The sequence below is a fragment of the Pseudodesulfovibrio aespoeensis Aspo-2 genome (assembly GCF_000176915.2).
Taxonomy (GTDB): Bacteria; Desulfobacterota; Desulfovibrionia; order Desulfovibrionales; family Desulfovibrionaceae; genus Pseudodesulfovibrio; species Pseudodesulfovibrio aespoeensis.
The window spans coordinates 2,011,434-2,026,008 of record NC_014844.1; the positions used below are offsets into that span (position 1 = coordinate 2,011,434).

Annotated in this window: 18 protein-coding genes; 3 read left to right on the plus strand and 15 right to left on the minus strand. The window is 62.5% G+C overall.

Annotated elements, in window-relative coordinates; genetic code table 11:
* Positions 1 to 11 precede the first annotated feature (11 nt).
* The 13 genes from DAES_RS09140 to DAES_RS09200 all read right to left on the minus strand — a co-directional run bounded on the left by DAES_RS09140 (position 12) and on the right by DAES_RS09200 (position 9,778).
* On the minus strand, positions 12 to 740 hold the full coding sequence (locus DAES_RS09140) for an outer membrane protein assembly factor BamD (protein WP_013514749.1): 729 nt from the start codon (positions 738 to 740) through the stop codon (positions 12 to 14).
* 8 nt (positions 741 to 748) lie between these two features.
* Positions 749 to 1,669: a thioredoxin-disulfide reductase gene (gene trxB, locus DAES_RS09145; RefSeq protein ID WP_013514750.1), complete on the minus strand. Its 921-nt coding sequence runs from the start codon at positions 1,667 to 1,669 to the stop codon at positions 749 to 751.
* 3 nt (positions 1,670 to 1,672) lie between these two features.
* Positions 1,673 to 1,993, minus strand: coding sequence for a thioredoxin (gene trxA / locus DAES_RS09150; RefSeq protein ID WP_013514751.1), 321 nt, complete (start codon positions 1,991 to 1,993; stop codon positions 1,673 to 1,675).
* Between the two features lie 147 nt (positions 1,994 to 2,140).
* On the minus strand, positions 2,141 to 3,232 hold the full coding sequence (tsaD, locus tag DAES_RS09155) for a tRNA (adenosine(37)-N6)-threonylcarbamoyltransferase complex transferase subunit TsaD (RefSeq protein WP_013514752.1): 1,092 nt from the start codon (positions 3,230 to 3,232) through the stop codon (positions 2,141 to 2,143).
* Complete coding sequence (gene fbp, locus DAES_RS09160; protein WP_013514753.1) at positions 3,232 to 4,263, minus strand: class 1 fructose-bisphosphatase; 1,032 nt, start codon at positions 4,261 to 4,263, stop codon at positions 3,232 to 3,234. The genes tsaD and fbp overlap by 1 nt, the downstream gene beginning before the upstream one ends.
* A 55-nt stretch (positions 4,264 to 4,318) precedes the next feature.
* Complete coding sequence (locus DAES_RS09165; protein ID WP_013514754.1) at positions 4,319 to 5,113, minus strand: hypothetical protein; 795 nt, start codon at positions 5,111 to 5,113, stop codon at positions 4,319 to 4,321.
* A 66-nt stretch (positions 5,114 to 5,179) separates the two neighbouring features.
* Positions 5,180 to 6,016 (minus strand): tetratricopeptide repeat protein, encoded by an 837-nt coding sequence (locus DAES_RS09170; RefSeq protein ID WP_013514755.1) that lies wholly within the window; start codon positions 6,014 to 6,016, stop codon positions 5,180 to 5,182.
* Positions 6,000 to 6,323, minus strand: coding sequence for an FtsB family cell division protein (locus DAES_RS09175; RefSeq protein WP_013514756.1), 324 nt, complete (start codon positions 6,321 to 6,323; stop codon positions 6,000 to 6,002). The genes DAES_RS09170 and DAES_RS09175 overlap by 17 nt, the downstream gene beginning before the upstream one ends.
* A 4-nt stretch (positions 6,324 to 6,327) precedes the next feature.
* Positions 6,328 to 6,606 carry a hypothetical protein gene (locus DAES_RS09180; RefSeq protein ID WP_041271718.1) on the minus strand — a complete coding sequence of 93 codons (279 nt, stop codon included), beginning with the start codon at positions 6,604 to 6,606 and terminating at the stop codon, positions 6,328 to 6,330.
* A 20-nt stretch (positions 6,607 to 6,626) separates the two neighbouring features.
* Positions 6,627 to 7,211 (minus strand): CDP-diacylglycerol--glycerol-3-phosphate 3-phosphatidyltransferase, encoded by a 585-nt coding sequence (gene pgsA / locus DAES_RS09185; protein WP_013514758.1) that lies wholly within the window; start codon positions 7,209 to 7,211, stop codon positions 6,627 to 6,629.
* An 8-nt stretch (positions 7,212 to 7,219) separates the two neighbouring features.
* Positions 7,220 to 8,110 carry an Mrp/NBP35 family ATP-binding protein gene (locus tag DAES_RS09190; RefSeq protein ID WP_013514759.1) on the minus strand — a complete coding sequence of 297 codons (891 nt, stop codon included), beginning with the start codon at positions 8,108 to 8,110 and terminating at the stop codon, positions 7,220 to 7,222.
* A 43-nt stretch (positions 8,111 to 8,153) separates the two neighbouring features.
* Positions 8,154 to 9,131, minus strand: a complete 978-nt coding sequence (locus DAES_RS09195; protein WP_013514760.1) for a DUF368 domain-containing protein — start codon at positions 9,129 to 9,131, stop codon at positions 8,154 to 8,156.
* Between the two features lie 5 nt (positions 9,132 to 9,136).
* Complete coding sequence (locus DAES_RS09200) at positions 9,137 to 9,778, minus strand: protein-L-isoaspartate(D-aspartate) O-methyltransferase (protein WP_013514761.1); 642 nt, start codon at positions 9,776 to 9,778, stop codon at positions 9,137 to 9,139.
* A 174-nt stretch (positions 9,779 to 9,952) separates the two neighbouring features.
* Here DAES_RS09200 and DAES_RS09205 point away from each other — a divergent pair, with 174 nt between their 5' ends.
* The 3 genes from DAES_RS09205 (at position 9,953) to DAES_RS09215 (ending at position 12,626) form a co-directional block, all read left to right on the plus strand.
* The gene (locus tag DAES_RS09205; protein ID WP_013514762.1) at positions 9,953 to 10,381 is read left to right on the plus strand and encodes a CBS domain-containing protein; all 429 of its coding nucleotides are present in this window, start codon (positions 9,953 to 9,955) and stop codon (positions 10,379 to 10,381) included.
* Positions 10,382 to 10,558: 177 nt separating this feature from the next.
* Positions 10,559 to 11,881, plus strand: a complete 1,323-nt coding sequence (locus DAES_RS09210) for a M23 family metallopeptidase (RefSeq protein ID WP_013514763.1) — start codon at positions 10,559 to 10,561, stop codon at positions 11,879 to 11,881.
* Between the two features lie 130 nt (positions 11,882 to 12,011).
* Positions 12,012 to 12,626 (plus strand): hypothetical protein, encoded by a 615-nt coding sequence (locus tag DAES_RS09215; protein ID WP_013514764.1) that lies wholly within the window; start codon positions 12,012 to 12,014, stop codon positions 12,624 to 12,626.
* Between the two features lie 52 nt (positions 12,627 to 12,678).
* Here DAES_RS09215 and deoA read toward each other — a convergent pair whose 3' ends face one another.
* Positions 12,679 to 14,001 carry a thymidine phosphorylase gene (gene deoA, locus DAES_RS09220; RefSeq protein ID WP_013514765.1) on the minus strand — a complete coding sequence of 441 codons (1,323 nt, stop codon included), beginning with the start codon at positions 13,999 to 14,001 and terminating at the stop codon, positions 12,679 to 12,681.
* Positions 14,002 to 14,003: 2 nt separating this feature from the next.
* Positions 14,004 to 14,432 carry a cytidine deaminase gene (locus tag DAES_RS09225; protein ID WP_013514766.1) on the minus strand — a complete coding sequence of 143 codons (429 nt, stop codon included), beginning with the start codon at positions 14,430 to 14,432 and terminating at the stop codon, positions 14,004 to 14,006.
* Positions 14,433 to 14,575 lie beyond the last annotated feature (143 nt).

A 14,575-nucleotide genomic window follows, 5' to 3' on the forward strand; every position in this document is an offset into this window, starting at 1 on the left:
CGTTTAGCTCGTTACAGCCACTTCTTGAGCCACAGCTTCCAGCTTCCCTGGATACGCAGCCGCTCCTCTTCGGAGAGGGTCTTCTGGTACTCGAAATAGGAATACTCCGCCCGCTTCCTGGCGTAGTCACGCAGGTCCGGCACGTCCGAAAAGTTCTCGACCACATACTGGTAGCGGTTCCAGGCCGGGCCGTATTGCTCGGTGCGCCAGAAGAAGTCGGCCACATAGACCTCGTGCTCGGCCAGAATCCTTCGTCCCTTGGTGATCATGTCCTCCGAGGCTGTGGCATACTCCGAATCGGGATAGGTCTCCCGGAGCCGGTAGAAATACTCGAGCCCCTCCTGGATGTTCTCCTGCCTGCGGTCGATGGATCTGAAGAGATTGAAGTCAGCGGAGCCTATCTGATAGAGGACATAGGGGATGGATTCATGACTTGGATGCAGCGCCTCGAACTCCTTGTAGGAGTCCAGAGCCATGAGGTAATCCGCATCGAGAAAATATGCGTCGCCCAGTGCCAGCTCGGCCCTGAGGGCAAAGGGGCTGAAGGGGAAGCGGTCCTTGAGTTTGGAGAAGTATTGCTGCGCGTCGCCGTATTCCTTGTTGCCCATGGCGTCCATGCCCGCCTCGTACAGTTCCTGAGCGGTGTCTTCGGGAGGCGGCAGAAAATAACTGTCTATCAGGGCGCAGCCCGAAGCCAGCCAAAGAAAAAGAAAAGAAGCGACAAGACGGGACGAGCGCATTCGGGCTCCTAGAGGCCAATCTGTTCGAGATATGAAAAGGCGGCGGTGGCAGCGGTGGCTCCGTCGCCAACGGCGGAGGCGACCTGTCGGCACATCTTGGAACGGATGTCACCCGCGGCGAACACGCCGGGGATGTTGGTGCGCATCTCCACGTCGGTGATGACGCCGTTGCGGTCCTTGTTCACGGCATCGGGAACAAAATCCATGATGGGCTCGAACCCCACGAAGATGAAGGCTCCGTCCACCTTGAGCAGACTCTTCTCGCCAGTGATCATGTTGCGCAGGGCCAGGGACTCGACCCCGGCGTCACCCACGATCTCTTCAATGACCGTGCTGCGCATGACCTCGATCTTCTCGTGGCGGAAGCACTTTTCCTGATAGCAGACAAGGCCGCGAAAATCCTCGCGCCGGTGGATGAGGTATATCTTGTTGACCAGCCGGGCAAGATAGAGCGCCTCCTCCAAAGCGGAGTTGCCGCCGCCGATGACGGCCACGTCGCGGTCGCGAAAGAAATTGCCGTCGCACAGGGCGCAGTAGGACACGCCCTTGCCCAGCAGCCGTTCCTCGCCGGGAACGCCGAGCTTGCGATAGCGTGAGCCGGTGGCGAGGATGATGGCCTTGGCCCGCACCCTCTCCTCCCCCACCACCACGGTGTGGTAGGGCTCGCCGAGTTCAATCCCCCGGACCTCGTCGTTGATGCGCTCAAGGGGGTAGCTCTCCAGATGCGCGGCGAACTTGTCCGCCAGCTCCCACCCCTGCAGGCCGGTGGGAAATCCCGGATAGTTCTCTATCTCGGAGGTCATGAGCACCTGCCCGCCAGGAGACAGCTTCTCCAGCATGGCGGTCTTCACGCCCGCGCGCAAAAGATAAAGGGCAGCCGTCATCCCTGCCGGGCCGCCCCCTATGACAACGGCGTCATACTCCTTCATGAACTAGAGCGCCTTCTTGGTGATCATTTCCTTGATGCTGCTTTTGGAGACAGCGCCAGTGCTCTGATCAACGACTTCGCCGCCCTTGAACAGGATCAGGGTCGGAATGGCGCGGATGCCGTATTTGCCGGGGGTCGCCGAGTTTTCGTCAACGTTCATTTTGACGATCTTGACCTGACCCTCGTATTCGACGGCCAACTCATCGATGACCGGTCCCATGGCCCGGCACGGACCGCACCAGGGAGCCCAGAAATCAATAAGAACCGGGACATCGCTCTGCAGGACTTCCTGATCGAAATTGCCGTCAGTGATCTGATTGGCCATGGAATTCTCCTTCTTTTTTCCAACTTCCGTCATCCGGAACAGACCGCGCTGGCGGGGGTGCCGGATTCGGAAGCGGCTTGGGTTCAAGCTATTTTCCTAAAATAGGTTTCCAAACGCCCCGCTGTCAAGGCGCACCCTCGCTAATTATCACTCCTTGGCGCGTTTGTCACCGCAAACAGCCCAGTCGAGGGGGACCACATGCCCTCGTGGCACCGCCTCCAGGTCGAGGGAGTGGCTGTAGCCCTCGCGGGTCAGAAGCCATCCGGCATAGGCGATCATGGCCCCGTTGTCCGTACACAGACCCGGACTGGGCAGGGTCAGGCGCACTCCGGCGGCAGACGCCACCCCGGCCATGGTCTCGCGCACCATGGAGTTGGCGGCCACGCCGCCCGCCACGATCAGGCTGCGCACCGCCCCGACCCGGGCCAGGGCGCGCTCCACCTTGATCTTCAGTGTCTGGGCCACGCTCCAGTTGAAGGAGGCGCAGACCCTGGCCAGACGTTCCCGGCGCGGTCCGGAGAGTCCAGCCACCTCCTTGGCCCCGGCCAACTCGTCAAGGACCAGGTCGGGATGCGCCGCGATATGCTTGGCCACCGCCGTCTTCAACCCGCTGAAGCTGAAGTCGAGGCTCTGGTTGTCCACATAGGGGCGCGGAAACAGGGTCGTGTCCGGCTCGCCTTCGGCCCCCAGCATGTCGATGAAGCGACCGCCGGGATAGGCGATGTTGAGCAGCTTGGCCACTTTGTCAAAGGCCTCCCCGGCCGCGTCGTCCAGTGTCCGGCCCAGCAGCTCGAACTCGACCGGCGACCGGACAAGATAGGTGTGGGTGTGCCCGCCCGACACGAGCAGCCCCAGGGCCGGAAACAGCAGTTCTTCGACCAGGCCAGGGGCCAGCAGGTGCGCCCAGAGGTGGTTGACCCCGACCAGCGGCACTCCGGTGGACAGACTCAACCCCTTGGCAAAGCTGACGCCGACGAGCAGGCTGCCGAGCAGGCCCGGCCCGCGAGCTACGGCAATGGCGTCCAGATCTCCCGCCCGCAGCCCGGTTTCGGCCATGAGTTCGTCGAACAGGCGCGGCAGCACGCGCAAATGCTCGCGCGAGGCGATCTCCGGCACCACACCGCCAAAGAGGGCGTGCACGTCGATCTGGGTGGCGAGCCGCTCGGCCACCAGCCGCCCGTCCGTGACCAGGGCCACGGCGGTTTCGTCGCAGGAAGTCTCGATGCCAAGGATGCGCATCAGCGGGATTTCTTTCCCCGGCTCTCGGCCCTGAAGATATCCTGCACCACCTTGACATCGTTGAGCGAGCCGCAAAAGAACGGGACGCGCTGATGCAGATGGTCCGGCTCGATGTCCAGGATGCGGTTGAGCCCGTCGGTGGCCATGCCGCCCGCCTGCTCCACGATGAAGGCCATGGGATTGCATTCGCAGGTCAGGCGCAGCTTGCCGCTGGGCTTCTTGGGATCGCGCAGGTCGGCGGGATACATGAAGATGCCGCCGTAGAGCAGGTTCCGGTGGATGTCCGCCACCAGGGAGCCGATGTAGCGCCCGCTGTAGGGCTTGTGCAGCGCGTTCTTGGGCGATTTGAAATAATCCAGCGCCTTCTTGGTGCCCCTGTCCCAGTACCGCTCGTATCCCTCGTTGACCGAGTAAACCTTGCCCTGTTCCGGGATGCGGATGTTGGGATGCGACAGGAGGAACTCGCCCACGCTCGGGTCCAGGGTGAACCCGTGGACGCCTTCGCCCGAGCTGAAGACGAGCATGGTCGAGGAGCCGTAGAGGATGTATCCGGCGGCCACCTGTTCGCTGCCCTTCTGGAGGACATCGCTCGACATGAGCGGACCCTGCGGCTCGCTCTTGCGCTTGAATATGGAGAAGATCGTCCCGATGCTGACGTTGACATCGATGTTGGACGAGCCGTCCAGAGGATCGAAAATGATGATGTATTCGCCGCGTGGCAAGGAATCTGGCACCTCAATGATGTCCGCGTTCTCCTCGGACGCCATGGCGCACAGGACGCCGGAGCGCGCCAGCCGGTGGATGAGGATGCGGTTGGCGTAGTCGTCGAGCTTCTTGACCTCTTCGCCCTGGACGTTGACATCGCCGGTAAAGCCGAGGATGTCTACCAGCCCGGCCTTGCTGACCGCGCGGGTGATGATCTTGGCAGAGAGGACCAGCTCATTGAACAGCCGGGTGAACTGGCCCGTTGCACCGGGTATCAGCTTCTGATGCAAGAGTATGTGCTCGGTAACTGTGACCTGCTGGGGCATCGCCATTTCCTTTGACCTGGGGTTCATCATATACTCGTTACGCCATGCGTTCATGTTAGAAGAACCACCAGGACTTGTTCCCGGCCTTGGGATCAACGCTTTCCGTGGCGTAGATGTAGCTGCTGTCGCCGATGTAGCGCACAATCCAGGTGTAGAATCTGCCGCCCGCCTCGACCTGCCCGTCCACATGATCGTGCAGCAGGCTCTCCCAGGGCAGGGCGAGCAGCGCGGCCTCGTCCACGTCCGCCCCGCGCGACCAGACGCCGCCGCCGGGGTGGATGATGATCAATTGTTCCGGCTCGGGGCTGAGGCCGAGCAGCGTCCGGGGATCGAAGCCCACACCGATGAGCCCCCGAAACTCAATGTCCTTGAAATAGGGGCGACCAATGTACAATTCCGGCCCGAGATCGGAGTAGTCCACCACGGTCAGGAGCTGGATGTCACGCCAGACGCCCTCAAAGACGAGGGGGCTCTCGATCTTCTTCACCGGGGTTTCCGGCTGCATCATGATGATGGTGCCCTCGACATCCGTGACCAGGACGCGGTGCGCCCAGGGGAACCGGGCCAGCAGCAGGTCCATCCAGTCCGCATCCGGCATGGTGTCCATGTCGTCAACAAACCGGCCCAGCGAGGTCAGCGGACCGTCCACCGGGGTGAACAGTCTGGCCAGCTTCTCCTGGTTGGGGTTGCTGAACTGGTAGCTGTCGGTGTCGATCTGCGGCGGGGGGTCGATGTAGTCCTTGGTCGAATCCCACGACTTCTTGACGTATTTGGTGGTCGATCCCCACGTGGAACAACCGACCGAAGACAGGGCCAGAGAAACGAGCAATAACAAGCAGGTATACTTCATCTATTCCCGATCATCCCGCACAGCGTCGCGCGGCAGGACGGCAGCGCGCAACGGCATGGCCGAAGGTTAATTCTGGACTCTGGCCTCGAACCGGGCGGCCAGGGTTTCAAGGGTGCTGATGAGGCGGTTCTTGGCATGCACACCAAAGGCGTCCTCGCGCTTGTGCGGCTCCGGGGCCTCTGCCCGCCGCGCCTCAAACTCCGCGATGCGGGCCGACAACTCGGTCCGCCGCTCGTCAGATACGGTTGAATGCAGCAATTCGCGGTAGATTTCAAGGGCACCTTCCACGTCACCCTGAGAGGCGAGCAGGTCGGCCATGGTCTTGGTACGGAATGAGGCCATGCCGGGCCGGGCTGATTCGCTGGCCCCGCGGCTGGTCCGGGAGGCCTCTGTCCAGGACGTTTCCAACCGCGATGTTTCTGGCCGCGATGTTTCTGACCTGGGCAGATACGATGGGGTCGGGCAGTCCGAAGGCGGCGGCAACGGCGCGCCCACCAGCCTGTCGGCCAGGGTGCCGATGCCCTCGAAGACCACATCGGTCCACTTGATGATGTTGCCGGAAAGATTCGACGACACGAGCATCAAAAAAACAGCCAGGTCGCGCTGCTGCGGCGGCAGGCTCCTGGCCCATCCCCGCCAGAAGGCGGGATAGTCGCGCAACGAGTTCGTGACCCGCTCGAGCTGGTCGTGCACCTCGTCCTCGCGCCCCAGTTCGGTCAGAAGCTCGACCAGGAGCATGCGCGCCTCAAGGTAGTCTGGGTGCCGGTCCAGCCCGCGCTTCAAGGTGATGACGGCGTCTTCGGGATTGCCATTCTCCACAAACAGTTTGGCCAGGGCAAAGAATATCCTCGACCCCGGCTCCAAGGAGAGAACTTCCTGATACCACTCAATTTTCTTGCACATCGGTTCTTTCTCCGGGCTGGTTGGCAGTCTCGTCAGGAAATATGTAAAGGATTTCGTCCTTTTTGACAAAGTTCATCCGCTCGCGAATGATTTTCTCCTGATAGGTCGTGTCGGACTTCAACCGGCGGATTTCCTGGCTCAGGTCCAGACTCTTGCCGTCCACCGCGTCGATCCTCGTCTGCAGCAGTTCGTACCGGCTCTTCAATTCGAGATAGGCGAAAACGCCCTGATCGCTCCAGATCAGCCTGAACAGCAGAAACAGATTGATGAAGACAAGCAGTGCGACAATGAGAATGCGCCCGTGCATAACCCTACTGGAGCCTGCGCCCCGGTTTCGCCACCGATCCCAGCCTCACCAGCGGCCCCTGAAGCTCCCGGAGGAAGTTGGCCGTCGCGCTCTCGATGCGCACCACGTCCTCCTCGCTCAGCTCCACCTTGTCGATCTTTTCGAGAAAGGACTTGAGCACGGTGAATTCGTCGAGCAGGGAATTGCCGTGCTCCAGCTTTTCCAGCTGGGGCTCCAGGTCCAGAATGGTCTGGAGGCAGTTCGTGATCCGAACAAGATGGTTCACTGAATTGTGATCGGTCATGATGGACACCGTCTTACTGTTCAATTCTCTTCAGTTTTTAACCACTTTTTATAGAAATTGTACAGATAATTTCCGCCGGAAAAAACCGTCAGCCCCAAGGCCGCCCAAAGCAGGCCGTGGCCCAGGGGGCGCGGATCCCATCCGAACAGGGGATAATGGAAGACCAGAAGCCCGGTGGCCAGGCTCTGGAGCAGGGTCTTGGCCTTGCCGAAATTGTCGGCGGCCACGACTTCGCCCATCTCGGCGGCCACGGCGCGCATGCCGGTGACCGCCATCTCGCGCCCGATGATGATGATCACCATCCAGGCCGGAACGCCCCACTCCGGGCCGAGCCGGACCAGCATGATCAGCACCGACCCGATGAGCAGCTTGTCGGCCAGGGGGTCGAGAAACTTGCCCAGATTGGTGATGAGGTTGTTCTGGCGGGCTATCTTGCCGTCAAAATAATCGGTCACTGAGGCGATGAAAAAGACCCCGAAAGCGCAATACGCTCCGAACCTGAACCCGAACCACATCTCCAGATACAGGAGCATGACGACCACTGGCGCGGCGAGAATCCGGGCCATGGTCAGGCAGTTGGGCAGGTTGCATACGTCCTTGTTCATTGCACCACCTAGGCGTTTGTCGAGGCGGCTTCGAAGCTCTTCTGCGCTGCCTCGGCAATGGTGTCCGCCAGTTGGATGAAGGCGCGCTTGGCAAAGGAATCCTCATCAATCAGTACCACAGGCTTGCCCATATCACCAGCCACAACCGTGGCCGGATCCAGCGGGATGGCGCCGAGGAAGGCCAGACCGTATTTTTCGGCCAGGTCCCTGCCGCCGCCCTTCTTGAACAGGTCGATGGACTCGTGGCAGTGCGGACAGACCAGCCCGCTCATGTTCTCGACCACGCCGAGCACATTGGCCCTGGCATACTGAAGGAAATTGATGGACTTGCGCACGTCGGACAGGGAGACCTCCTGGGGCGTCGTGACCACCACGCACAGGGCCTCGGGCACGGTCTTGAGCACGGTCATGGGCTCGTCGCCGGTGCCGGGCGGGGAATCGACCACCAGAAAATCCAGCTCGCCCCACTGCACGTCCGAGATGAACTGGCGAATGGCTGCGGTCTTCATGGGACCACGCCACAGCACGGCTTGATCCGGATCCTTGAGCAGCGACTCCATGGACACCACGTGCAGGTTTTCATTGTATTCCTTGGGCAGGATCAGCGAACCTCGGTCGATGTCGAGGGTCCCGGAGATGCCAAGCAGGGTCGGCACGCTGGGGCCGTGGATGTCCACGTCCAGAAGGCCCACCTTGTACCCCTTGGCGGCCAGGGCCGCAGCCACGTTGACCGAGACCGAGCTCTTGCCCACGCCGCCCTTGCCGCTCATGATGAAGAGCTTGTATTTGATCTTCTGCAGGGTGGACCTGATCATCTCGTCCTGGATCTGCATCTTGGCGCTAGGCGCGCCCTTTTCTCCGCCGCTGCCGCAGGAGGTACCGGAACTGCATCCGCTCATCTTTCTTCTCGCTTTATCTTGCTTTCGCCGCCTGGGAGCGGCCTCATACACGCATGTTGCCACGGGACACACGATCCAGCAGCAAAACGGCCATCGCTCCGGCCAGGGCCAGACCGATTGCCAGGAAAAGTTCAGCATCCACACCGCCCGGCAGGATGTTCTGCTCGCGCAGCACATGGACCTTGCCGCCGATGACCGAGGTTTCGAGCGCTTCCTTCCAGGGCCAGACCTTTCTGAGCGCCCCGATCATGAAGCCCGTGAGCACGCTCACCGTGGCCGCGTGCCATCTGTACAGAAGATAGTGCAGGACGCGCGAAAAGACAATTATCCCTGCTGCGGCCCCGCCGGCAAAGACGACAATGACCAGGAAGTTGTCCAACACGAAGGGATTCCTGAGGGTTCTCGTGACATACTCGTATTTGCCGAGCATCAGGAGCAGGAAGGCCCCGCTGATGCCGGGCAGGATCATGGCACAGATGGCAATGGCCCCGCACAGAAAGATGAACGGCAGGGTTTCGGGCGTGGACACGGGGATCATGCCCACCAACGCATAGCTGCCCGCCGTGCCGAGCGCCACCAGCCCCAGGTTGGCCGGACCAAGGGGCCTGATTTCGCGCCCGACCACATACACCGAAGCCGCGATGAGTCCGAAGAAAAGTGACCATATCTCAATGGGATGAACGTGCAGCATGTGGTTCATGAGCCGGGCCATGCCGACCACCGCCGTGAGGATGCCACACAGCAGGCAGGCCAGGAAGCGCAGGTGGACCGAGGCCAGCGCGCCAGAAAAATCCAGGGTGACAACACGGCGGACAAAGGCGAAATCAAAGGAACGGATGGCGTCCACGAGCTGGGTATAGATGCCGGTGATGAAGGCGATGGTGCCGCCCGACACGCCGGGGATGATATCCGCCACACCCATGCACAAGCCCTTGCCCCAGAGCAGGACCGCCTCCCGCATGTCGCGCGGGCCGGGGCCGGCCATGAAGGCCTTGGTCAGGGTCATCTTCGTATCGGACATCGCGCCTACCATCCGTGCTGGCCGACAAGGTCCACAAAGGCCACGTCGCCGTGTTCGGAGCGGATCACCTGCCCGCCCGCCTTCTCAAGCAGGACCAGCCGCTGCACCCGTTTCGAGTCGCCCACCGGGATGACCATACGGCCCGGATCGGCCAGTTGCTCCAGCAGCGGTTCAGGCACTTCTGGGCCGCCCGCCGTGACGATGATGCGGTCATAGGGGGCGTGTTCGGGCCAGCCCATGGTCCCGTCGTCGAGCTTGAGCTTGACCGAGAACAGGCGCATGTCCATGAACCTCTTGCGGGCGGCGAAAAAAAGATTCCTGATGCGCTCGACGGTATAGACATCCACGCCCATGTGGGCAAGCACGGCGGCCTGATAGCCGGAGCCTGTGCCGATTTCGAGCACGGTCATGCCCGGCTCCACCTGCAACAGCTCGGACATGCGAGCCACGATGAAGGGCTGCGAGATGGTCTGCCCCTCGCCGATGGGCAGGGGGCCGTCGGAGTACGCCTTGCATGCGAACGCCTCCTCGACGAAGAGGTGCCTGGGAAGCGACCGCATGGCGTCGAGGACAGCCGGGTTCGACACGCCGCGCGCCTCGATCTGTTCTCGCACCATGCGCTCTCGCGATCTCACCGGGTCAACCATGCATTCTCCTGAAAAAAGAACTCGGCGTCCCGCCCGGAACGCCTGCGGGATGCTGAACAGATTCCGCCGCCAAAGTCAACCGGACCACCGGGAACGATGCTGGCACGGCACTCCTCCTTGACACGCTCCCGGCTTTGATGTTGACTGGCGACACTCACGAACCGGAGGATATTCATGCTCAAAGTCAAGGATCTCATGACCACCCCTGTCTTCTCCCTCAAGGAGGCGGACTCCCTGCAAAGCGCCCGCGCGCTGATGGATCTCCAACGCATCCGCCACATCCCCATCGTGACTGTGGACAACATCTTCACGGGCCTCCTGACCCACCGGGACATTCTCTCCGCGACCATATCCCAGCTGGCCGAGATGGACCCGGAAACCCAGAAGGAAATCGATGCCGGCATCCCAATCCGGGAGATCATGCGCACGGATATCAGGACCGTAGACGAGGATACGTCCCTCAAGCTCGCGGCCCAGACACTGCTCAACCACAAATACGGCTGTCTGCCCGTGGTCCACGACGGCCAGCTCATGGGCATCCTGACCGAGGCGGATTTCCTGCGCCTGACCATCGACCTGATGGACGCCCTGGACAAACAGTAGACCGTTTCCCGACACTCAGCCCCCTTAAGGCCGCGCCGCGAGGCTCGGCCTTTTTGCCTCTGCGGACTCCTGCGGATTTCGTATCCACCACCCTTGTCTCCTGGCCCGGATATGTATAGAGTAACTCTAGAATTTCGCACAACGGACTGAGACCCGAACAAAGAGAGCACCAATCCAATGAAGAAAGAAGGAAGCAGGGGTTTTCCCCTGGCCCTGACGGCGGTCATAGTCATTCTTGCACTCATCGCCGGCGCTGTGATGCTTTTCAAGGACACGGCCCCGCCGGTCGTGACCATCAGCCCGGACGGGCCTGAGCTTGGTAAGGCCACGCAGGTGACGGTGGCTGCCGAAGACTCCGGCAGCGGCCTGAAGTCCCTTGACGTGGCAATCATCCAGAAAGGCAAGCGGACCGTGATCGCGACCCAAACCTTCCCTGACGGGACCATGCAGGCCGGGGAAACCATCGACCCCGCCAAGGGCGAGATCGCCGAGGGCGAATTCACGGTCGAGATCACCGCGCGCGACGCCTCCATCTACCCCTTTGGCGCGGCAGGCGTGACCACCGTCCAGAAGAACTACGTCCTCGACGCCACCCCCCCGCGCATCTCGGTCCAGTCACACACCATCAACCTCAACCAGGGCGGCAGCGGGCTGATGGTCTACACCCTGTCCGAACCGGTTGCGCAGACCGGCATCCGGGTTGGCGAGCGGTTCTTCCCTGGCTACCTGCAACCTGCGGGCGACAACACTTATTACTGCATGTTCGCCATGCCCTGGGACACCCCGCCCGCCAGCTTCAAACCGCTCATCGAAGCCACCGACAAGGCGGGCAACAGTGCCACGCGCGCCTTCAGCTACCACGCCAACGCGCGCCAGTTCCGCAAGGACCGCATCAATCTGTCCGACTCGTTCTTCGAGACCACCATTCCCGAATTCCAGGGACTGGTGCCGAACACGGGCTCGCTTCTGGACCAGTACCTCTACATCAACCGTGAAGTCCGCAAGCAGAACCGGGACAAGCTGATAGAACTCGGCAGGCAGACCTCGGCGGTCATGCTCTGGAGCGGCGTCTTCGCCCGGCTGCCCAACGCGGCCAACAGGGCGCGCTTCGCCGACTCGCGCGACTACTACTACCAGGGCAAGATCGTCGATCAGCAGACCCACCTGGGCCTTGATCTGGCCAGCCTCAAGCACGCCCCAGTCCCGGCGGGCAATACCGGCACCATCGTCTTTGCCGACTTCCTCGGTATCTACGGCAACGTGGTCGTCATCGACCACGGCCTTGGTCTGCAATCCGTCTACGCCCACCTCAGTTCCATGGAGGTCACCGCGGGCCAGTCCGTGTCCAGGGGCGACATCGTCGGACACACCGGCATCACCGGGCTCGCGGGAGGCGACCACCTCCACTACGAGATCAACGTGTCGGGCACCCCGGTCCAGCCCATCGAATGGTGGGATCCGAGCTGGATACAAAACAACATCGCCTCCAAGCTGCAATAGCCGCAAGAGACATCAAAAAAACCCCTCCCGCGAGGGGTTTTTTTCATATCCCCCTTCCCCCGCTCCCTGTTCAGGACTGATTCTTGCTGCGTTTTCCGGCAGGCAATCTTTTCCCACCCCAGGAGCGAGCATGAGCATGACCATAGATTCGACCAGCCTGTTCCCATCCGGCACGACGACCGTGCACAAAGCGCGCGGTCTGATCCGCACCGTGTCCGAAAGAGCCCTGACCATGAAGCCGGAAAAGACCGAGGAAGAACTGCAACTTGAGACCAGTTCCATTCCGACCCAGCGCCAGCTCACCCACGAGGAGGAGCTGCGCGCGCAATACCTCAAGAATCTGCTGGCGCAGATCATGTCCATGAGCGAAGCCCAGCCCACGGAAGAGCAGAAGACCCGCATCAGGGACATCGAAAAAGAGCTTGAGAAGATCACTGGCGTCAAGATGCGCTCCAGCCTTTCCAACGCCACAGAGGCCATGCCTGCCAAGACCCGGCAGGCGGAAAAGGCTGAAGAGGAGGAAGAGAAGCGCAAGCGCGAACGCCAGATGCAGGGCATCGACCCGCTGGAACTCAAACACATGTACAGACCGGATTTTTCTGGGGCCAAGGACTCCGAGTCGGGCACGCCCATGAAGATGATCCGCAACGCGGGCGCAGCCGCCTACCAGAACGCCCTGGATTCTTCGTCCGCAGGCGCGTTGCTCGGGGATTCCCCCGCAACCGGGCTGTCGCTCCTGGCCTGACCGGGCCAGGTCCGCCGCGCCCCTCTCCTGTCGGAAAGAGAGCCTTCGAACATCACTCGCAACAGCCCAAGACCACGGACACGGGGTCTTGGGGCGCACCCTCTTCAGACATGGGATCAATGACGGCAGCGGCCAGCACCCTGTCCCGCACCGCCTCGGCCATGGCGGGCGACGCGGCATGGACCACGGCCAGCACGTCTTTGGCCCGCACGCACTGCCCGGTCCGGGCGATATCGGTCAGCCCGACCGAATGATCCACGCCCTGCCCGGCTGCGGTCCGTCCGCCCCCTAGTTCCACCACGGCCAGCCCCAGGGCGCGCGTGTCCCAGGCCGCGAGACGCCCGCCGCGCGTGGCCAGGACGGGCAACGTTGTCCGCGCCCTGGGCAGGTACCGATCACAGGCCTCGATGAAGTCCACTGGGCCGCCCAGGGCAGCGACCATGCGCGAAAACCGCTCTGCAGCCGCGCCGCTGTCCAGGGCGCGCTCCAGCATGGCCCTGGCCGCGGCCTCGTCTCCGGCCAGCCCGCCCAGCGTCAGCATCCGCCCGCCCAGGGCCATGGTCACGGCATGCAGCCGGGGGTCGCGCGCCGCACAGGTCAGGTAGCGCACGGCCTCGCGCACCTCCACCGCATTGCCTGCGCACGGGGCCAACGGCTCGTCCATGGACGTGATCAGCGCGACGGTGGGCAGCCCGGCCCCGGCGGCCACGCTGACGATGCTGCGGGCCAGCGCCTCAGCCTGTTCAAAGGTGGGCATGAACGCCCCGCACCCGGCCTTGATGTCCATGACCAGCCCGTGGAGCCCGGCGGCCAGTTTTTTCGAGAGGATGGAGGCGGTGATAAGCGGGATCGACTCCACCGTGGCCGTGACATCGCGGACCGCGTAGAATATCCTGTCCGCCGGAGCCAGATCGTCGGTCTGGCCGATGATGGCCACCCCGGCTCCCAGGACCGCCCGCCGGAATTCCTCGCGACCCGGCATGGTCCGATAGCCCGGAATGGATTCAAGCTTGTCCAGGGTGCCGCCCGTGTGGCCCAGCCCCCGGCCAGAGACCATGGGCACATAGCCGCCGCAGGCCGCCACCATGGGGCCAAGCGCCAGGCTGACCAGATCGCCCACCCCGCCGCTGGAATGCTTGTCGAGCACCGGGCCGTCCACGTCCCAGGACAGCATCGCCCCGGAACGGGCCATGGCCAGGGTCAGGGCCGCGCTCTCCCGCCCGGTCATGCCCTGAAAATACACGGCCATGCCCAGGGCGGCCACCTGTCCCTCGGTGATGGTGCCATCGGTCATGCCCGCGACAAACTGGGTTATTTCCTCGTCGGACAGCGGACGGCCATCGCGCTTGGCCCGGATGATCTCCTGGGGCAGCATGGCTACTCCGGCTGGCTCGCCACCGGGAGCTCAAAGGAGTCCGGCAGCAGTTCATCCATGGTCCAGGCCACGATCTCGCCCGTGTCGCAGGCCGAGTAGACCGGAGTGTCGGGCAGCAGGAACTCGCTGAGCACCTGGCGACACGCCCCGCACGGCGAGTGGCACGTCTCGCCCGGCACATAGATGAGCAGTGCGGAGAGATCGCCCCGCCCGCGCCCGTCGGACACGGCGGCATGCACTGCGCATCGCTCGGCGCAGACCGTCAGGCCGAATGACGCGTTCTCCACGTTGCAGCCCACATACACCTCGCCGTCCTCGGCCAACAGTGCGGCCCCGACCGGAAACTCGCTATAGGGCGCGTAGGCGTTGCGCGAGGCCTCCCTGGCCTCGTCTTCCATGATTTCCAGCGTTTCCCTGGGTATGGTGATCATGTCCCCCTCCTGATGTGATGTCCGCAAACTGCGCAAAGCCGTATTGTGCCAAGGCCCGCTCACGCCGTGCCGGCGGAGTCGGACAACCGCCCGGTTCTCGCGTCGCGCTTTTTCGTTTGAATCATATTCGAGGACGCGACACC